The 19,443-nt window shown below is 65.5% G+C and carries 14 protein-coding genes; 13 read left to right on the forward strand and 1 reads right to left on the reverse strand.

What is annotated here, in order from left to right; genetic code table 11:
• The first annotated feature begins 18 nt into the window (after positions 1-18).
• The 7 genes from ACOOFO_RS06785 to ACOOFO_RS06815 all read left to right on the forward strand — a co-directional run bounded on the left by ACOOFO_RS06785 (position 19) and on the right by ACOOFO_RS06815 (position 9,790).
• Positions 19-1,056, forward strand: coding sequence for a WD40/YVTN/BNR-like repeat-containing protein (locus ACOOFO_RS06785; RefSeq protein WP_420429236.1), 1,038 nt, complete (start codon positions 19-21; stop codon positions 1,054-1,056).
• Positions 1,056-3,410, forward strand: coding sequence for an efflux RND transporter permease subunit (locus ACOOFO_RS06790; protein ID WP_420429238.1), 2,355 nt, complete (start codon positions 1,056-1,058; stop codon positions 3,408-3,410). Before ACOOFO_RS06785 ends, ACOOFO_RS06790 begins: the two co-directional genes overlap by 1 nt.
• A gap of 74 nt (positions 3,411-3,484) precedes the next feature.
• Positions 3,485-4,576 (forward strand): amidohydrolase family protein, encoded by a 1,092-nt coding sequence (locus tag ACOOFO_RS06795; RefSeq protein ID WP_420429240.1) that lies wholly within the window; start codon positions 3,485-3,487, stop codon positions 4,574-4,576.
• 9 nt (positions 4,577-4,585) lie between these two features.
• Positions 4,586-5,869, forward strand: coding sequence for an MFS transporter (locus tag ACOOFO_RS06800; protein ID WP_420429242.1), 1,284 nt, complete (start codon positions 4,586-4,588; stop codon positions 5,867-5,869).
• Between the two features lie 16 nt (positions 5,870-5,885).
• Entirely contained in the window at positions 5,886-6,737 is an 852-nt protein-coding gene (locus ACOOFO_RS06805) for an SDR family NAD(P)-dependent oxidoreductase (protein WP_420429244.1), read from the forward strand.
• 123 nt (positions 6,738-6,860) lie between these two features.
• On the forward strand, positions 6,861-8,426 hold the full coding sequence (locus tag ACOOFO_RS06810; protein ID WP_420429246.1) for a DUF1302 domain-containing protein: 1,566 nt from the start codon (positions 6,861-6,863) through the stop codon (positions 8,424-8,426).
• 11 nt (positions 8,427-8,437) lie between these two features.
• A complete protein-coding gene (locus ACOOFO_RS06815) occupies positions 8,438-9,790 on the forward strand; it encodes a DUF1329 domain-containing protein (protein ID WP_420429248.1) in 1,353 nt (450 codons plus the stop codon).
• On the opposite strand, the gene ACOOFO_RS06820 is transcribed toward ACOOFO_RS06815, so the two are convergent.
• Positions 9,787-10,578, reverse strand: a complete 792-nt coding sequence (locus tag ACOOFO_RS06820) for a TetR/AcrR family transcriptional regulator (protein ID WP_420429250.1) — start codon at positions 10,576-10,578, stop codon at positions 9,787-9,789. The genes ACOOFO_RS06815 and ACOOFO_RS06820 overlap by 4 nt on opposite strands.
• A gap of 151 nt (positions 10,579-10,729) precedes the next feature.
• Between ACOOFO_RS06820 and ACOOFO_RS06825 the strand changes: the two genes are divergently transcribed.
• The 6 genes from ACOOFO_RS06825 to ACOOFO_RS06850 all read left to right on the forward strand — a co-directional run bounded on the left by ACOOFO_RS06825 (position 10,730) and on the right by ACOOFO_RS06850 (position 19,415).
• On the forward strand, positions 10,730-12,403 hold the full coding sequence (locus ACOOFO_RS06825; RefSeq protein ID WP_420429252.1) for a GMC family oxidoreductase: 1,674 nt from the start codon (positions 10,730-10,732) through the stop codon (positions 12,401-12,403).
• A complete protein-coding gene (locus tag ACOOFO_RS06830) occupies positions 12,388-13,998 on the forward strand; it encodes an aldehyde dehydrogenase family protein (protein ID WP_420429254.1) in 1,611 nt (536 codons plus the stop codon). The genes ACOOFO_RS06825 and ACOOFO_RS06830 overlap by 16 nt, the downstream gene beginning before the upstream one ends.
• A 3-nt stretch (positions 13,999-14,001) precedes the next feature.
• Complete coding sequence (locus ACOOFO_RS06835; protein WP_420429256.1) at positions 14,002-14,676, forward strand: sterol desaturase family protein; 675 nt, start codon at positions 14,002-14,004, stop codon at positions 14,674-14,676.
• A gap of 8 nt (positions 14,677-14,684) precedes the next feature.
• A complete protein-coding gene (locus ACOOFO_RS06840) occupies positions 14,685-15,728 on the forward strand; it encodes an NAD-dependent epimerase/dehydratase family protein (protein WP_420429258.1) in 1,044 nt (347 codons plus the stop codon).
• 91 nt (positions 15,729-15,819) lie between these two features.
• The gene (locus ACOOFO_RS06845; RefSeq protein WP_420429260.1) at positions 15,820-16,761 is read left to right on the forward strand and encodes an oxidoreductase; all 942 of its coding nucleotides are present in this window, start codon (positions 15,820-15,822) and stop codon (positions 16,759-16,761) included.
• Between the two features lie 182 nt (positions 16,762-16,943).
• Positions 16,944-19,415 carry a CaiB/BaiF CoA transferase family protein gene (locus ACOOFO_RS06850; RefSeq protein WP_420429262.1) on the forward strand — a complete coding sequence of 824 codons (2,472 nt, stop codon included), beginning with the start codon at positions 16,944-16,946 and terminating at the stop codon, positions 19,413-19,415.
• The last annotated feature ends 28 nt before the right edge of the window (positions 19,416-19,443 follow it).

Here is a 19,443-nt window from a genome sequence, read left to right on the forward strand (position 1 = left end):
CTTGGAGGAGAACACAGCATGCAGCAGACTGTAGGAACGAGCGGAGGCGGACGGCCGCGCGGACGCGTGCGCGACGGTTGGCCGTCGCTGATCTTTGCCGTGCTGGTGATTGGCGGCTTCATCTACGCCTTTTCGCCCCGTAGTCTTCCGGACTTCCCGGAAACCCAGCTGCAGGCGCATCAGCTCCTGATCAACGGTCTGGCCCGCGTCGACGGGCGCTATATGGCCGGAGGCGCTAAGGGCCGCATTCTGCTCAACGATGCGCCGCCCGGACCGTGGCGCAACGCCGAGGTGGGGACCACCGAGGGCTCGCCGGTGACGCGCATCGTGCCGACCGGAGGGCAGCGCGTCTTTGCCGTGGGCCACAACCTCATGATCCTGCGCAGCGACGATGCCGGCGCGCGCTGGGAGAACGTGCATATCGATCTCGATATACCGGAGCCGCTGCTCGACATCGCTGCAACCCCGGATGGCGAGCGGCTGGTGGCCATTGGCGGCTTTGGCCAGTACCTGGTCTCCGACGATGGGGGCGAAAGCTGGCAGTCGCGGCAGGTGGAGGCCTTCAGCGGCAGCCATCTCAATGACCTGCTGGTGACCGAGACTGGCACCATGCTGATCGCCGCCGAACGCGGCTTGATGCTGCGTTCGCGCGACCGCGGTGAGACCTGGTCGACCCTCGACTTCGACTATCCCGGTTCGATGTTCGGCGGCCTGCATCTGGGCGGTACGAACTGGCTGGTCTTTGGCATGCGCGGTCATGCCTTCCTCAGCCGCGACGACGGCGACACCTGGCAGGCGCTCGACACCGGCATCGAGGACTCGCTCTTCGATGGCGCCCGCCTCGACGACGGCCGTGTTGTGCTGGTCGGCTCGATGCAGACGGTGGTCGTGGCCGAGCCGGGTGAGTGGCGCTTCACCCGCGCCATTCCCACCAAGCAGGGCACCTTCTCGACGGTGCTGCCGCTGTCCGGCGACCGCGTTCTGGTCGGCGGAGAGCCCGGCGCCCATGTGGTGAACCTCGCCGACGGCAGCATTACCCCGGCCGGAGGAAACTGATGCAACGCGATACGAATTCCCTGGTCGACCGCACAGGCGCCTTCATCGTCAACTGGCGCCGCTCGCTGTCCATTCTGTTCCTGATGGTGACGGTGGCACTGGGTTTCAGTGCCTCGCGCATTCAGCTCGACCCCGGCTTCCTGAAGCTCATCCCGGTGAACCATCCCTACATGGACACCATGATGGAGTACATGGACGACTTCTCCGGCGCCAACCGGATTCTCGTCAATCTCCGCTGGAAGGGTGAGGGGGACATCTACAACAAGGAGTTCCTGACGGCGCTGGAGGAAGCCACCGACGCGGTGTTCTTCATTCCGGGCATCAACCGCACCACCGTGTCCTCGCTGTTCACGCCGGACACGATCTACATCGAGGTGACGGAGTACGGCTTCCGTGGTGAGCCGGTCATCCCGGCACGCTTCTCGGGCACCCCCGAGCAGCTGGAGAAGGTCCGCCACAACGTCGAGCACTCGGGACAGATCGGCCAGCTCGTCGCCAACAACCAGAAAGGGGCGATGATCCAGGCCGACCTGCTGGAACGCGGCGAGAACGGCGAGCGGGTCGACTACTGGGAGGTGCAGAAGCAGCTGGCGGATCTGCGCGACAACTTCGAGAACGAGAATATCGAGGTCAATGTCATCGGCTTCGCGCGGCTGCTGGGCGATGTCATCGAAGGCCTGTTGGGCGTCATTGCCTTCTTCGCGCTGGCCTTCGTGCTGACGATGATTCTGCTGTGGCTGTACACGCGCTCCATGCGTATCACGCTGGTGGCCACCTTCGTGGCGGCGCTGCCGGTGCTGTGGTTGATCGGCGTCCTGCCATTGATCGGCTACGGCATCGACCCGATGTCGATTCTGGTGCCTTTCCTCATCTTCGCCATTGGCGTGTCGCACGCGGTGCAGATGACCAGCGCCTGGCGACTGGAGATTCTGGCGGGGGCGGATTCCAAGACCGCCGCCCAGAACGCCTTCACCCGCCTGTTCGTCCCCGGCACCGTGGCCTTGCTCACCGAGGCGCTGGGCTTTGGCGTGATCATGCTGATCGACATTCCCATCGTGCATGAGCTCGGCATCACGGCCAGCATCGGCGTGCTGCTGATGATCATCACCAACAAGATGATCCTGCCGATTCTGCTGTCGCATCTGCAGCTGGAGCAGCGCAGCATCGACCGCGCCGATGCTTCGGATTCGCGCGCGGTGGAGCGCATGATGCGCGCTGTGTCGGTGTGTGCCACACCGCACGGGGCGCGCTGGGTGCTGCTGGTCAGCGTCGTGCTGCTGGCCACGAGCACCTGGCTGTCGAGGGATCTGGTGATCGGCGATACCGGCACCGGCGCGCCCGAGCTGCATGAGGACTCCCGCTACAACTACGACGGCCGGGTGATCTCCGAGACCTACGACGTCGGCACCGACATTCTCTCGGTGATCGTGGAGGCGCCCGAATTCCAGGGCGATTCCTGCCTGCACTATCCGGTGATGGATGCCGTCGACCGCTTCGAGATGCACATGCGTGGCGTCTCGGGCGTGCGCTCGGTGGTCAGCGTGGGCGGTGTCACCAAGCGCGTCATCGGTGCCTTCAACGAAGGCAACCCGCGCTGGCAGGCGCTGGCGCGCAGCCAGGCAGGCATGTCGGTGGGTTCGCGCGGCTTCGATCCGCAGCTGGGCCTGAATGCGGAAGCGTGCCGCGCCATCCAGGTGCTGGTCTTCATGGATGACCACGAGGGCGAGAATGTGGCCCACGCCGTCAACGAAGCCAAGCAGTTCATCGACAGCAACAGCACGGAGGGCGTGACCTTCCGACTGGCCAGCGGCAACGTCGGGGTCATGGCGGCCACCAACGAAGCCGTGGCCGAGGCCGAGGCGCGCATGCTGCTTGCCATCTTCGGCGCGCTGCTGCTGTTCTGCCTGCTTTCCTTCCGCTCGTGGATCGCGTCGCTGTGCGTGCTGGTGCCGCTGGCCATGGTCTGTGTCTTTGCCAATGCGCTGATGGCGGTGCTGGGCATCGGCCTGAAGACAGCCACCCTGCCGGTGATCGCCCTCGGCGTCGGCGTGGGTATCGACTACGGCCTGTATCTCTACGAGCGCATCCAGCACCACATGGGCGAGGGCAGCGACTTCCGTACCGCCTTCGAGCACGGCATGCGTGAACGCGGCGCCGCCATCGTCTTTACGGCCATGACCATGGCGATCGGCGTGGCCACTTGGACCATGTCGGCGCTCAAGTTCCAGGCCGACATGGGGCTGCTGCTGGCCTTCATGTTCTTGGTCAACATGCTGGGTGCGATCTGCCTGCTTCCTGCGCTGGGGACCTGGTTCTTCCGCGATAAGTCACGTGCTGCGGGCTCGTCCGTATAGGCGAGGCCGTAGCCACACAAAAGGTTCTAGCGTTCCTTCAAAAGCGACCATCGTCGCGAATAGGAGGAGACAGCATGCAGGGCGCGCAAACATTGGTATCGGCGGACTCCCACGTTTTTCTCACGGGGGACTGGGTCAAGGAGCGCTTGCGTCGGGATCTGCACGCGGTCTGGGATGAGGCGAGCCGCAAGGCCGAAGCCTATGCCGCCGAGCATCTGCGCGGCGGCCAGCCCAATCTGGACCTGCGGGATTTCGTCGACCCCGAGGCCTCGCAGGACAAGGGCTACAGCGAACCCGGCGCGCGCCTGCAGGCCATGGACCGCGACGGCGTGCAGGCCGAGGTGCTGTTTCCGGAATTGGGCGGCGCCAAGATCTGTCATCCGGCGCTGATGGGCAACGACTGGAAGGAGGTCTTCCAGGGCTATAACCAGGCGCTCAGCGACTTCGCTGGACACGACCCGGACCGCCTTTTGTGCGCTTACCAGATCCCGCTGATGGATGTGGACTTCGCCTGCAAGGAAGTGCAGCGGCTGGCGCGCGATCACAAGGCGCGCTGCGTGCAGATCACGCCCTTTCCGGCGGACATGGGACTGCCCGACGTGCACGACCCGGTCTACGCGCCGCTGTGGCACACCATCGAGGAGACCGGGGTGACAATCATGAATCACCTCGAACCCAAGACGGAGCTGTGGAGCATCTTCCGGCGCGATCCAACGCCGCAGAAGGGGATCTTCACCGGCATGGCCTGGGCGCCGTTGGCCGAGGCGATCTGCTTCTGGATTCTGACCGGCACCCTGGAGAAGTACCCCAAGCTGCGCGTGGTCTTCGTGGAGCCCGGACTGGGCTGGATTCCCTGGTTCTTCGAATTTCTGCTCGACCCGCGCATGCACGAGCACTACGAATTCCCGGGCGTGAATCGGCCGCCGTCGGAGACCTTCCGCCAGCAGTGTGGGGCCACCTTCATGTACGAGCCGAAGGGCTTGAAGGCCTTCTACGATTACTTTGGCGCGGACTGCCTGTATTGGTCGACCGACTTCCCGCACCCGGCGACCTGCTGGCCACACTCGCAGAAGCAGGTGGTTAGCCAGCTCACCGAGGCCGGTATTCCCGAGGCCGACCGTCGCAAGATCGTCTGCGACAACGCGCTGCGCACCTTCGCACTCTAGGGCACAAGCATGCATACCAGCGAGCCGGCGCGTAGCGCCATGGGACTGTTCCGCGGCTGGTGGGTCATGGCGGCCGGTTTTGGCTGCACGATGATCGCCATTGGCAGCACGACCTACTGCTTCGGCCTTTTTGTGCGGCCGATGGCGGAGGAATTCGGTCTGTCGCGGGCGGACACCAATCTCGGCTTCATCCTGCTGCTGCTGGGCATGGCGGCCTGGTCGCCCATCGTCGGGCGCATGATGGACCGTCTGCCGGCACGCGCGGTGATGACCACGGGCGCGGTGAGTTTCGGTGCTGGCTTTCTTCTGTTGGCGGCGGCCACCACGCCGTGGATGCTGGGGCTGGCCATCTTCGCGCCGGTGGGCTTTGCCACCGTGGCCTGTGGTGCGCTGGCCGCGAACACGCTGACCTCGCGTTGGTTCCATCGGCGGCGTGGGCGCGCCATGGGCATCCTCGCGGTGGCGACGTCGGCGGGCGGTTTCGCCGTGCCGCCACTGCTCGCCCTGCTGATGGGGGATCTGGGTTGGCGACAGGCACTGGCGGTGCATGGCATCGGAGCCACCGTGGTGATGCTCGGCCTGGTGCTCTGGCTGATCCGTGACCGCCCGGAGAGCGTGGGTCTGCATCCGGATGGCGCCGCCGAACCCATGGCCGGCGACCCCCAGGCGGCGCAGGCGGCCGCGCGTCGCTGGACGCTTAAGGAACTGCTCGGCAATCGCAATTTCTGGTTGATCGGCGTGGGTGTGGGGCTGTTGTTCGGTGCCGACCAGGCCTTGCTGTCCTCGATCGTTCCCTATGGCGAGGACGCCGGCCTGTCGACCCAGCAGGCCGCATTGCTGGTGTCCTGTCTGACGATATCGGCCATCGCCGGCAAGCTCGTCATCGGTGCGCTGGCCGACCGCGTCGACAAGCGCTGGCTGTTCGCGCTGGTGGCGGCCTGCCATCTGGTCTTTCTCGCCGTGCTGCTCATCGAGCCGGGCTATGCCGGGCTGATCGTGGCCTGCGCCACGGTGGGCCTCGCCGTGGGAGGCGCCTATCCACTGTGGATGACGCTGCTGGCCGATGCCTTCGGGCCGGCGTCGTTTGGCTCGGTGATGGGCACCATGAGTTTGCTGGTCATGCCGCTGTCGATCTTCTCGGTGCGCTATATCGGTGAGGTCTTTGATCGCACGGGCAGCTATGACCTGGCCTTCTGGACCTTCATCGGCTTCGCCGTGGTCTCCGCTCTGCTGATTGCCGCGGTGGGCAAGCGGCCGATGGCGCCGGCACAGCCTGCAACCGCCATGGCCTAGGCGAGAGACGTAGCGCATGACAGCGCCATCAACGGCGAGGCAGAGCCTGTCCGGGCGCGTGGCATTGGTCACGGGCGCCAGCCGCGGCATCGGACGCGCCATCGCCGTGCGTCTTGCGGCGCATGGCGCATCCCTCGTGGCGACCAGTTCGGCGCGGTCCGCGGAAGCGCTCGAAGGCGTCTGCGCGGAAATCGCTGCCCAGGGTGGGCAGGCGGCCACGGTGATCGCGGATCTGGCCGATGCCGAGGCGCGTGCTGATCTGGTGGCCCGCGCGTCCTCGTATTTTGGTGCCGTCGATATCCTGGTCAACAATGCGGCGGCCATGCCCGAATTCGCACCGCCCAGCCGCATGTCGCTTGCGGGGCGGCAGCAGCTGTTCGCCATCAATCTGGATGCGCCGCTCGATCTCTGCCAGCAGGCGCTGCCAGCGATGCGCAGTAATGGCTGGGGACGCATCCTGAACATCAGCAGTGACACGGTGCGTCAGCCGCCGGTTCCCTATCCGGCGTCTGCCGATATGGTGCATGCGCTGGCGGTCTACGGTGCCTCCAAAGCTGCGCTCGAGCGGGTCACGCAAGGGCTGGCTGCCGAGCTGCATGGCAGCGGGGTGCAGGTCAACGCCCTCGCGCCCAGCCGGATCGCCCGCACCGAGAGCGCTGAACGCATCGCCACAGAGATGGCGAAGACGCACCCCGAATGGGTGGAATCAGTGGAAACCATGGCCGAGGCCGCGTATCAGCTGATTGCCGGCCCGAGCACCGGGCTGTGCATCAGCAGCCGCGCACTGTTGCAGCAGTGGCAGGCGCCGCTGCGCGCACTCGATGGGCATACCGTGCTGGGAGATTGCATGACACCGGGCGTGGCCTAGTTCGTTCAGCCCGCAAGCCTGGATACACGGGCGTGGGCGCAATGTGTGAGGAGGAGGGGTCAGGTGAGACGAGGAGACGGGTGGGGAGCGGAGCGGCATCGCCGGTCCGGATGGTGGAGCACGTTGGCAGGGCTGGCTGTATTGCTGCCCGCTGCCGCACAGGCGGGGACGCTCGATTTCGCCAGTGGCAGCCGAATGGAATATCTGCTCAATCTCACCTACAGCGCGGCGATGCGCGTGGACGATCCTGCGGGCGTGCTCGAAGCCAATATCAATGGCGACGACGGCAACCGGAATTTCGAGGTCGGGCAGCTGATCAACAATCGCGTGTCCGCGCTCGGCGAAATCGGCTACGAGTGGGGGCGCTACGGATTCTTTGCGCGTGGCAACGCCTTCTACGACGCCGCCATCATGGATGAGGACCCGAGCCACGACGCCCCGGCCCGGCGCAATCGCGACGGCGACCCGAATCGCTTCAGCGACGAGATGCGCGACCGCCTCGGCGAGCGCGCCCGCATGCTGGACGCCTATGTCTACGGCGGCTGGGACCTGTTCGGCACCAGCCTGAACATCCGCGCCGGAGAGCAGGTGGTGTCCTGGGGCGAGAGCCTGTTTTTCCCCAACACCAGCGGCGCGCAGAGCCCGGCGGATGCCAGCCGTTCCAATGTCCCGGGGCGTGAGGTCAAGGACATCCTGCTGCCCATGGGGCAGGTGCTGGTGCAGTGGGGCATCGGCTATCGCCTGGGCCTGTCGGCCTATTACCAGTACGAGGCGGATTACACCGAACTCAACCCGATCGGCGCCTACTTCAGCACCACCGATATCGTCGGGCCCGGTGCGGATTTCCTGATCGTCGAGGATCTGCCGCTGGTCGGCAATCAGCAGATTCGTCGCCTGGCGGATATCCGTCCCACGGATGGGCCGGAGTGGGGCGTGTCGGCCAACTATCTCTTCGGCACCGGTACCGAAGTGGCGGTGCAGTATCTGCGCTATCACGACAAGAACCCCACCGGCGTGGAATTCCAGAACGCGGGCACGCTGAATGTGCTGCTCGGCAACAGCACCTACCGCACGCGCTATTTCGATGCGATCGATCTGGCCTCGGCCAGTATCAGCACCAACATCGGCAGCACAGCCATCACGGCGGAGGTCAGTCACCGCTGGGGCGCCGGTGTGAATGTGGATGCGCCCGTGATCGCCGGGGAGAATGCGCCCACGCCAACCCGCGCCGATGTCTGGCAGGCCAATCTGGGGGCCTTCCAGATCCTGCTTCCCTCCGCATTCTGGGACCGCGTGGTGCTGGTGGGGGAAATCTCGGGTGTGCACGTCTCCGATGTGGATCCGCTGCGCATCGACGGCGCGGAATTCGCTCGCCTGACCAATACCCGCAATGCGGCCGCAGCGCAGGGCCTCATGGCAGTGACCTACCAGCAGGTGATCCCTGGATGGGATGTTGAGATCACGCTCGCGCACGCCAATGCCTTCGAGGGGCAGACCGCTGTCGCCGGTTCCCTGGGCAGCCTGACCGGGCAGGGGGATCGGCGTTACCGCATCGCGTTGGCGGGCATCTATCTCGCCAATCTGCGCGCCGAACTGGCCTATGACCATTTCGATGGCGGCCCCGATCCCACCCGACGCGGGCTGGCGGATCGCAGCTTTACCGCCTTCAGTGCCACCTACAGCTTCTGAGAGGTCACGCCATGTTGCGTACTGTGATCACCGTTTCCATTGCCTTTGCATGGGCCCTGCCGGCCGCTGCCGAGAACTACGGCCCGGACGATCTCGGCAAGGCGCTGACCCCCACCGGCGCTATTTCCGCGGGCAATGCCGATGGCAGCATCCCGGCATGGTCGGGCAAGTGGCTGGGGGCGCCCCCGCATGTGGATTACGACGGCAGCTACAACCCGGACCCCTATCCGGATGACGAGGTTCTCTACACCATCACGGCCCAGAACATGGCGGACTACGCCGAGGTCATCGGGCCGGGGCAGGAGGCGCTGCTGCGCGCCTATCCGGACAGCTACCGGATTCATGTCTATCCCACGCGTCGCGATTTTCGCCGTCCTGACAAGATTCGGGAGAATGTGCGGCTGAACGCGGAACAGGCGCATCTCACCAACGACGGGCTGACCCTGAAGGGCGCCTATGGCGGGGTCGCCTTCCCGATCCCGAAACAGGGCATCGAGCTGATCTACAACATCCTGACCTCGACCGCGCCCTGGTTCATCGAGGCACCGCAGGTATCGCGCTTCAAGCACGCCAACGGCAGCGTCACCCCATCGGAAGTCTTCCTCAAGGTCTACAACCCCTACGCCAAGGCCGACGACCGCGCCGGCTGGAGCGATGGCGATGTCTATGCCTACAGTCTGAGCGAAGAGCGCGCGCCGCCGCGCAATGCGGGCCGGCTGACGCTGTCCTCGAATACCCTGGACCACAGCGAGATGGCGCGTGATGCCTGGCAGTACGATCCGGGGACGCGCCGGGTGCGCAAGACGCCGGATGTGCAGTTCGACTATCCGGTACCCCAGGGGCCGCGGGTGGTGGACGAGCAGAACGGCTTCAACGGCTCGCCCGAGCGCTTCAACTGGACGCTGATCGGCCGCCGCGAAATGGTGGTGCCCTTTCACAACTACGCATTGGAGTCGCGCGAGCGCTCCTACGACGACTTCATTACTACCACCGGTCACCTCGATCCGCAGTACATCCGGCATGAACTGCGCCGGGTCTGGATCGTCGAGGGCACCCTCAAGGAGGATGTGCGCCACGTTTACGGGAAGCGCCGCTTCTATATCGAGGAAGACAGCTGGCACAAGGTCATGGGCGAAATGTACGACACGCGTGGCGAGCTGTGGCGCGTCTCCTTCGACGGCATGATCTACGCCTACGACGCCCAGGGCTACTACAACAACGTCTCGATCTATCAGGACCTGACCTCGCGCGCCTACAGCATCGAGAAGCTCAACAACGAGGCGGCCATCGGCACGCAGCTCAACCGGCGTGAACCGCGGTCCGGCGAATTCTCGCCAGCTGGTCTCCGCCGCGCCGGGGGTTAGGGCGGCGGCGCGGTGCCCTGATCGATGGCTGCGAGGCGCTGGACGGTGGCCGCATTCAAGGCGCTGCCGTCGGCTTCCAGCAGGTCGGCGGCCACGCCGGGCTGGCAGAACAGACGTACGAAATCGGCCCGGATGCGGGCGATGACCGTGGATTGCGCGGCCTGCATGCCGTCGCTGACCCAGTTGGCCAGCCGCGTCTGCTGCACCGCCATCAGCATCCGCGCCTCGTCGGGGGGCTGTCCGGGGACCAGCCAGCCGCGGTCCATGCCCCAGCGGAAGACGTGCTCGATCACCCCCATGCCGCGCGTCCACATCTGCTGCTCCTCGGAGCTGGGGCGCGCCGCATCGTGGTACCAGGCGTAGCCCTCCTGCAACTGCATGCGCAGGTAGTCCGGGTGTTCCAGCAGGAACTGCAGATGCACGCCTTGCAGCCAGAGCAGATGCTCGATCGACTGTGGCGCCTGCAATACCGCCTGCCCGTGGCGCATGACCGACTCCAGCATTGCACCGTCGCGGGCAATGAGCACGCCGCGGTAGAGGTCCTGCTTGCTCGGGTAGGACTGATACAGCGTGCCCAGTGACATGCCCGCCTCACGGGCAATGTCCTGCATCTTGGTGTGCGCAAAGCCCTGTGCCGCAAAGACCTGTTCGGCCACCGCCAGGATATGGCTGCGATAGGCGGCTTCCTTGGCGGCGCGCAGCGCTTTGGATTGGGGTTTGCGACCACGCGGGGCGCCCCGGGCCTTGGTCGCCTCCGATTCCTTTTGACCCAGCCGGCGTTCGCTCATGACGCCATTGTAGTCAGAGCCGCCGAGCGCGCACGGTCGTTCCGTGCTGCGGCTACTGGACATTGCGTTGACAGGGTCCAAGGCGTCGACTATTTTGGATAACAACAATTACTTAAAAAGTATGCCTTGTTACGGCCGGTGATTGCCAAGCATGCGGACAACGACACAGGAGACAGACACCGTACACAGCGGTTGGCAGCCGGAGGGCATGCCGTCGCTGGGCGATGCGCCGTCCTATGACTACGTGGTCATCGGCGGGGGCTCCGCCGGTTGCATCGCGGCGGCGCGTCTGGCCGAGTCCGGAGCGGGGCAGGTGCTGTTGGTCGAAGCGGGCGACGCGGCGCAGATGCATCCGAAGACGCTCTCCGCCGACGGCTTCAAGGACTGTTTCGCCAACGATCGGCTCATGCGCCATCGCATGAGTGCGCCGCAGTCGTATTGCGGCAAGCGTTCGCTTTACATGGGCAGCGGTTGGGTGCTGGGGGGCAGCGGGGCGGTCAACGGCATGGTGTACACGCGCGGGGATCGGCGCGATTTCGACGCCTGGCCCGAAGGCTGGAGATGGCAGGACCTTCAGCCGACCTTCGAGGCGGTGGAGGCACGTCTGGGTATCCGGACGCGGCCGCCGACCCCTTTTCTGGAGGGCTTCCTCGAAGCGGCGCAGGCGGCAGGGTTTGCGCGCAAGGACGGCATGAACGACGGCACCTTGTCCGAGGTGGTCGGCTGCAATGCGATGAATACGGACGGCGATACGCGGCGCAGCGCCTACCGCGCCTGGCTGCACGAAAATCCGCCGCAGGCATTGACGGTCCAGACGAATACCCGCGCGCTGCGGCTGCTGATGGACGCGCACGGCCGCGCCCAGGGCGTGGAGCTGAAGCGCGACGGCGTCGTGGAATCCGTGGCCGTGCGCCGCGAGGTCATCCTGTGCGGCGGCGCGCTGGAAAGCCCGAAGCTGTTGCAGTTGTCGGGTGTGGGGCCGCGTGCGCTGCTGGACGCCCTGAAGATCCCGGTGCGCGTGGATGCCCCCTCGGTCGGCGCCCATCTGCAGGATCACCCCAACGTCTGTGTGTTCTTCCGGGGCAGGGCGCCGGTCGATTTCCACTATCCGCAGGTCTATGCCTTTGGCCGTGCCGAAGGCCCTGCGCCGGATGCTGCACCGGATACCTGCTTCGTCTGCTATGCGGCGCCGGCCTCCTTGAAGGAGTCCATGCAGCGCATGCTGCCGATCCTCGCCTTGCCAGGCGCGCTCTACCGGCTGGGCTGGTTGCGGCGCCTGCTGCGCGGCATGGTGTCGGCCGCCTTCGCTCTGCCGCTGTTGCAGCGCTTTGTGGCCCAACTGTTCGGCATCGTTGTCATTCTGGGCAAGCCGGTCTCGCGCGGGCAGTTGCGCATCCGCAGTGCCGACCCCGAGGCCGAAGCGATCATCGATCCGAACTATTACGCCGATCCTGCCGACGCCGCCACCATGGAAGCCGGCATCGCGCGCGCCGTACACATCGCGCAGCAGGCGCCCTTGAGCAGCCAGAAGGTGCGCCTGTTATCGAAGGCGGCGGCATCGCATCGACCCGCGACACGGCGCCGCTGGATGCAGCGCGCCACGATGACCACCTTCCACTACTGCGGGACCTGCCGTATGGGCGAGGACGCGGACAGTCCCGTCGACCCCGCGCTGCGCGTCAAGGGGCTGGCCAATGTGCGCATCGCCGATGCCTCGGTCATGCCCCAGATCCCTGTTTCCGCCATCAACGCCCCCAGCATGGCCATCGGCTATCGGGTGGCGGCATTCATCCTTGAAGGAGTGCCTGCATGTCACTCAGTGTGAATCCTCATCCGCCCGATGTGGCGACCCTGCACCCACCCGCGGTGATCGACTGCATCAATCCCGCCACCGGAGCGCCATTGGGGCAGATGCCGGTGGCCGACTCGAAGGCAGTGACGGCTGCGGTGGAACGCGCCCGCAAGGCCCAGCAGCAATGGGCGAAGAGCGGCTTCCGGCAGCGCCGCGCGGTGCTTCAGCGCATGCTGCAAACCATCCTGGACGAGACCGACAGCCTGTGCGAGGCCATCGTGCAGGATGCCGGCAAGACCTGGGAGAACGCACTGCTCGGCGAGATCATGCCGGTGTGCAACAAGATCCGCTGGGTCATCCGCAACGGCGAGAAACACCTGCGCAGCGAGAAGGTGCCCTCGGGTCTGCTGCTGCACAAGAAGGGCCGCATCGAATACCGGCCGCTGGGCGTGGTGGCCTGCATCGTGCCCTGGAACTATCCCTTCCAGAACATCTTCGGCTCGCTGGTTGCGCCGCTCATGGCCGGCAACGCGGTGGTCATCAAGGCCTCCGAGGCAGTGGCCTGGTCGACGCAGCGCTTTGCCCGCGTGATCGAGGATGCGCTCACCGCGGAGGGCTTTTCCGCCGATACCGTGCAGATCCTCAATGGCTATGGCGACACCGGCGCCGCGCTGGTGCGCAGCCGCGTGCAGAAGATCCTGTTCATCGGCTCGGTGGCCAATGGTCGTCGCATCATCGAGGGCAGTGCCGAGCATCTGACGCCGGTGGTCATGGAGCTGGGCGGCAAGGACCCGATGATCATCTGTGACGACGCGCATCTGGAACAGGCGGTGCATGCCGCCCTGGGGGGGTGCTTCATCAACCTGGGGCAGAACTGCGTGGCCTCGGAGCGCATCATCGTCCACCGCGGCATCTACGATGCCTTCGTGGCCGCTGTGCGCGCGCGCGCGGAGCCGCTACGCCAGGGTGTACCGACGGTGCCCGGCACGCTCGACGTCGGCGCCATGACGACCGCGCAGCAGGTCGCCATCGTCGATGCACTGGTGCAGGACGCCATCGCGCAGGGCGCGCGCGCCGTGGTGGGCGGTTGCCGCCCGACCGACACGCCCGGTAACTACTACCCACCGACCGTGCTGGTGGATGTCACCCCTGCCATGCGTATCGCGCAGGAGGAGGTCTTCGGGCCGGTCATGCTGATCTTCCGTGCCGAGGACGATGCAGAGGCCATCGCCATCGCCAACGGTACCGACTTTGGCCTGCAGTCCTCGGTGTTCAGCCGGGATCGCACCCGTGCGGAGACCATCGCCGCGGCCCTTGAGGCAGGGGCCAGCTGCATCAATGATTTCGGCCTGTGCTACCTCAATCAGGACCTGCCCTTCGGTGGGGTCAAGTACTCGGGTTTCGGCCGCATGAATGGGCGCGATGGGCTACGCGCCTATACCAACCCCAAGGCGGTGCTTACCGACCGCTGGCCGCTGGCGATTCCGGCACGGCTCTACCCCGTAGGGACAAAGGATTACGACAAGGCCCGCGAGACGCTGCGGCTGCTGTTTCGCCGCCGCTGGCGTGACCGGGTGCGCAGCCTGTTCGCACTGATGGGATTAGGTACTGGGAAGAAGGAGGCCTGAACCATGGATAGTGTCTTCATTGCTGCCTGGGTGGCGATTCTGGCCTTCGATGGCCTGCTGATGGCAGGTCTGAACTGGGCCGCGACCTCCCCCCCGCTGAATCAATACCGCGTGCGCACGCCGGGCGTGAACAGCTTCTCGAAGGCCAAGAAGCTGATCAATACCCATCTCAACAATCTCCTCGCGCTGCTCATCTTCATCGCCTTTCTCTACCACCTGGGCGACACCGTCTTGTATGCGCAATGGCCGGGAGCAGCCCACTTCCTGGGCGAGACCCTGGGTGTACTGCTGCTCTACGACTTTGCCTACTACTTCTATCACCGCGGCCTGCATCATCCGAAGCTGATGCGCTACATCCACGGCGTGCATCACAAGGTGCGCTATCCCACCGCCAGCGAAAGCATCTACCTGCATCCGCTGGAACAGATGGGGGCTCTGGGGCTGCTGCTGGCCTCGATGTGGGTGCTGGGGCCGATCAGCACGGCCTCTTTCCTGGCGATCTTCTTCGTTTATTCGACCGCCAACATCATCGTGCACGCCAATGTCGCCTTTCCGCACCCGGCCTTCCGGCTGTTCAATTTCTGGGTGCACAAGCACGACATCCATCACGACAAGTTCCGCTACAACTACGCCTCGATCTTTCCGTTCTGGGATCAGGCCTTCGGTACCTACCAATAGGAAGGATCATGAGCACGCATCGCAATATTCTCATCACCGGCGGCAACGGCTTCGTGGGACGCGCGCTGACGGAAGCCTTTTTGGCCCAAGGGCATGCGGTGACCGTACTGGACACCGTTGACAGCAACCTCGCGCCGGGCGCGCGCTTCATCCAGTGCGATCTGCGCGACGCAGCAGCGGTGTCCGCCGCCTGCGAAGGCATCGATAGCGTCATCCACAATGCCTCCATGGTGCACACGCGCAACAGCCGCGTGGCGGATATCTGGGCCGTGAACCACACCGGCAGCCTCAACGTACTGGAAGGCTGCCGCGCCCACGGCGTGCAGCGGCTGCTGTACATGAGCTCCGCCAGTACGGTCTACGAGGGCGAAGATATCGAGAACGGGGATGAAATGCTGCCGTATTCCCGCATCTCGCAGGCGCCCTATGCCGACAGCAAAATCCAGGCGGAAAAGGAGTTGCTGGCGGCCTCGGGGGGGCAGGGGCCCTTGATCTGCGCCATTCGTCCACATGTGGTCTTCGGGCCCGGTGATAACCGCTTCATCCCGGCGGTGTTGGAGAAGGCCGCGGCGGGCAAGCTCAAACGCGCCGTTGGCGACCGTGACAAGTTGTCCGATTTCACCTATATCGACAACCTGGTGGAGGCCGTTGTGGCGGCCGAGGCACGCCTGACCCCGGAAAACGATCTGGGCGGCAAGGCCTATTTCGTGACCAACGGTGAGCCGATGGCCTTCTTCGACTTCATCGAGAAGCTCATCGTCGAACTCGGCTATCCGCCCATCCGCAGCAAGGTGCCGTACTGGTTGGCCTACAGCGTGGCCGCCATTGCCGAAACGGTGGATACCCTGCGCGGCGGCACCCTCAATGGCGAAAATGGCCTGAGCCGCTTTGCCGTGCGCTACATGATGACGCACCACTACTTCGATATCGGACGCGCGCGCCGCGAGCTGGACTGGGAACCCCGGATCTCACTCGAAGAGGGGATTCGGCGCACGGCAGCGGCCTGGTCCCATAAGGCAGCGCAGGCCAAGCCCGCATTGGCGATGCGTTGATGCGGCACACGAGGGGGGTGGTGCTGCGCGCGCCACCCCCTTGCCGAAGCGCGATGTCGATGGCGTCGCCTGGCCCTGAAGGAGAGCAACGATGAGTCGATGGACCGCGTCGGATATGCCGGATCTGCACGGCAAGACCGTGCTTGTCACCGGCGCCAACGCCGGCCTCGGCCTGGCGACGGTCCAGGCCTTCGCTGCGCGCCGCGCCACGGTGGTGATGGCCTGCCGCGATCGCGGCAAGGCGGAGCGGGCGCGCGACGGCGTCCTTCAGGCGCAGCCCGACGCGCGGCTCGAACTCCTCGACCTCGATCTGGCTGACCTGGGCTCGGTCCAGCGCGCGGCGGAACGCTTCCGCGCGCAGCATGACGCGCTCGATATCCTGTGTAACAACGCGGGCGTCCTGGGCTTGCCGCTGCGCCACACCAGGGATGGTTTCGAGATGCTTTTCGGCGTAAACCATCTCGGTCATTTCGCTTTCACGGCACACCTGCTGCCGGCACTGCGTCAGGCGGCGGCAGCGCGGGTGGTCACGGTCTCGAGTATCACGCACCGCCGCGCCCGCCTGCCCATGGACGATCTGAACTGGGTGGCGCGGCCGTATCGCAAGGCCGCCGCCTACGGTCAGTCCAAGCTGGCCAATCTGCTGTTCATGCGCGAACTGCATCGCCGCTTGCAGGTGGCGGGCTTGCCCGTTCGCAGCGTGGCCGCGCATCCCGGCATCGCCGCCACCGAGATTGCGGACAACATGGGCGCCCTGCTGCCCAAGGCATTGCAGCCTCTCTGGAAGTACGTCATCGCGATCAACAATCGCACTCTGGCGCAGCCCGCTGCGATGGGGGTGCTGCCAACGCTGTTCGCAGCCACGGATGAGACGGTGGAGGGTGGCGCGCTCTACGGCCCGGACGGCTGGTTCCAGATTCGTGGCTACCCCAAGCCGGTGCAGCCTTCTGCGCGCGCCTGCGACGATGCGCTGGGTCGCGCGCTGTGGACCCAATCCGAGGCGCTGACCGGCGTGACATGGGCTTTCGCCTAGCGACCCGGGAAAGCGCCCAGGCCCGGGCGCGGAAGCCCTCACCCATTTGCAGCATGCGATGGAGCGGGTAGGGCCGCTAGTTTTCCTACCGTGTCGCAACTCCGGGAAGGGGGGTACCTTTGATGGCGCCCCGCCGGTGTCGCGGCGGCAACCCACAACCGCACAGCACGGTGGAGACATAGATGGCAGCTGTCCTCGAAAACCTCAAGGTGCTTGACCTCACATGGGGTATTGCCGGACCCATGACGACCATGCTCATGGCCGATCACGGCGCCGACGTGACCAAGATCGAGCCCCCCGGTGGCGATCCCTATCGCAATCAGATGGGCTACAAGGTCTGGCAGCGCGGGAAGAAGCGCGCCGAGCTGGACCTCAAGAACGCGGAGGACCGCGACGTCTTCCTGGCGCTGGTCGATCAGGCCGATGTCCTGGTGGAGAGCTATGCCCCCGGCGTGACGCAGCGCCTGGGCATCGACTACGACACCCTCAAGGCGCGCAATCCGCGCCTCGTCTACTGCTCCATCACCGGCTACGGCCGTGAGACCGAGCACAGCGACCGTCCCGCCTATGACGCGCTTGTCATGGCGCGCACCGGCATGATGTGGGAGCAGCGCGGCTGGCCCGAAGGCGCGCTCAACCATCTCGCCGGACGGCCGGATCCCTTTGAGGATGCCGAGATTCCCACCGAGTGGACGCAGGGCGCCGACCGCGAAGGGCCGCTGTTCCCAGCCTCGCACTGGCCGAGCCTGGGCGCTTTCTTCAACGCCTCGCTGGGCATCAGCGCGGCGCTGCGCGCGCGCGAGCACACCGGTCGCGGCCAGCATGTCGAGACCTCGCTGCTGCAGGGCGTCTTCGCCGGCTGTGCCGGTGTCTGGCAGCGCGCCGAGAATATCGACGTCGACGGCTTCGATTCCTGGATTCTGTGCAGCCGCTCGCCGAAGGGGCACTTCCAGTGCCGCGACGAGCGCTGGATTCACAACTGGGTGCCCAACCCGCGCTTCATTCTCGAAGCCTCCAAGGGCGACACGCTGGAGTCCAATCCGGACCTGTCCGTGCAGAACGACCCGGACCGCTTCGGCACCGGGCCGGAAGAGCTGCTGGTGATGGCGCACTACCATCCGATCCTGCAGGAGGCGGTCTCCAAGTTCACCGCCGATGAGTGGGTCGAGGCCGCTGCCAAGGGCGGCATGACGATGCAGGACGTGCGCTCGGTGGAACAATCACTGGCCGACCCGCTGTTCCTCAAGGACGGCTGCGTGGCCGAGTTCGAAGACCCCGAACTGGGCACCATCCGCAGCGTCGGCGCCACCTACAAGATGAGCAAGAACCCGGCGACGATCAATCACCGGGTGGCCAAGGTCGGCGAACATACCGACGAGATCAAGCGCCTTGCCAAGAGCGGCGGTGCGCCGGCGCCGGCCGAGCAGAAGGCCGGTGGCAGTCTGAGCGCCCCGCTGGAAGGCGTGAAGGTGCTCGACCTGGGCATGGCCATTGCCGGTCCCTTCGGCTGTCAGCTGCTGTCGGATCTGGGGGCCGAGGTCATCAAGGTCAACGGTCTCTACGACATGTTCTGGCACCGGGTGCATATCGCCTACATGTCGAACCGCGGCAAGAAGAGCATCACGCTCAACGTCAAGGATCCGCGCTCGATGGAGGTGCTGCACAAGCTGGTGCAGGAAGCCGACGTCGTGCATCACAACATGCGCTACGACGCCGCCGAGCGCCTGAAGATCGACTACGAGAGCCTCAAGCAGGTCAATCCGAAGCTCATCTACTGCCATACGCGCGGCTTCGAGACCGGCCCGCGTCAGCCGCTGCCCGGCAACGATCAGACCGGCGCCTGCCTGACCGGCATCCAGTACGAGGACGGCGGCATGCACAACGGTGGCAGGCCGCTGTGGAGCTTCACCTCCTTCGGCGATACGGGTAACGGCTTCCTGTCGGCGGTGGCAGTCATCCAGGCGCTGTACCACCGCGACCGCACGGGCGAGGGCCAGTTCGTGGATACCTCCATCGTCAATGCCGGTCTGCTCAATACCTCCTACGCCGTGGCCAAGCCGGACGGCACCGGCTTTGATCGTCCCAAGATCGACGGCCAACAGTTCGGGTATTCGGCCGGTCATCGCGTCTACGCCACCAAGCAGGGCTGGCTCTGCATGGTGCTGGCCAACGAGAGCCACTGGGATGCGCTGTTTACCACCCTGGGTCTGGCCGAGCTGGCCGCTGATAGCCGCTTTGCCGATGCCGAGGCGCGCGCCGCCAACGACGCCGAACTGGCGCGTCTGATCGGCGAGCGCCTGGCAGCCGATACCGCCGAGCAGTGGTTCCAGCGCCTGGATGTCGCCGGCGTACCGGTCGAGATCGTCTCCGAGACCTTCTCGCTCGGTGTGCATGACAACCCTGAGTTCAAGAAGCGGCAGTGGGTGACTTCCTTCGATCATCCGCACGTCGGCAAGCTCGACCAGATCGGCCTGCTGGTCGATCTCTCCGATACGCCAGGACGCATCGGGAGCCGGCCGCTGATCGTCGGTGAGCACACCAAGGAAATCCTGGCCGGGATGGGCTACACCGAAGCGCAGATGGACGAGCTGGAAGAGCAGTTCGCCATCGGCTATGCCGGCATGCCGCGCATGCCGACCCGCCCTGCGGCCTAGTTGGCCTCGCAACCGGGCCGCGCCACGC

Origin of the sequence: Algiphilus sp. (assembly GCF_965216485.1) — a bacterium.
Taxonomy (GTDB): Bacteria; Pseudomonadota; Gammaproteobacteria; order Nevskiales; family Nevskiaceae; genus Algiphilus.

Coding starts and splice junctions, on each gene's coding strand:
- ACOOFO_RS06795 (WP_420429240.1), top strand. CDS start 3,485: ATGCAGGGCGCGCAAACATTGGTATCGGCGGACTCCCACGTTTTTCTC.
- ACOOFO_RS06790 (WP_420429238.1), top strand. CDS start 1,056: ATGCAACGCGATACGAATTCCCTGGTCGACCGCACAGGCGCCTTCATC.
- ACOOFO_RS06785 (WP_420429236.1), top strand. CDS start 19: ATGCAGCAGACTGTAGGAACGAGCGGAGGCGGACGGCCGCGCGGACGC.
- ACOOFO_RS06840 (WP_420429258.1), top strand. CDS start 14,685: ATGAGCACGCATCGCAATATTCTCATCACCGGCGGCAACGGCTTCGTG.
- ACOOFO_RS06820 (WP_420429250.1), bottom strand. CDS start 10,578: ATGAGCGAACGCCGGCTGGGTCAAAAGGAATCGGAGGCGACCAAGGCC.
- ACOOFO_RS06815 (WP_420429248.1), top strand. CDS start 8,438: ATGTTGCGTACTGTGATCACCGTTTCCATTGCCTTTGCATGGGCCCTG.
- ACOOFO_RS06805 (WP_420429244.1), top strand. CDS start 5,886: ATGACAGCGCCATCAACGGCGAGGCAGAGCCTGTCCGGGCGCGTGGCA.
- ACOOFO_RS06850 (WP_420429262.1), top strand. CDS start 16,944: ATGGCAGCTGTCCTCGAAAACCTCAAGGTGCTTGACCTCACATGGGGT.
- ACOOFO_RS06800 (WP_420429242.1), top strand. CDS start 4,586: ATGCATACCAGCGAGCCGGCGCGTAGCGCCATGGGACTGTTCCGCGGC.
- ACOOFO_RS06825 (WP_420429252.1), top strand. CDS start 10,730: ATGCGGACAACGACACAGGAGACAGACACCGTACACAGCGGTTGGCAG.
- ACOOFO_RS06830 (WP_420429254.1), top strand. CDS start 12,388: ATGTCACTCAGTGTGAATCCTCATCCGCCCGATGTGGCGACCCTGCAC.
- ACOOFO_RS06845 (WP_420429260.1), top strand. CDS start 15,820: ATGAGTCGATGGACCGCGTCGGATATGCCGGATCTGCACGGCAAGACC.
- ACOOFO_RS06835 (WP_420429256.1), top strand. CDS start 14,002: ATGGATAGTGTCTTCATTGCTGCCTGGGTGGCGATTCTGGCCTTCGAT.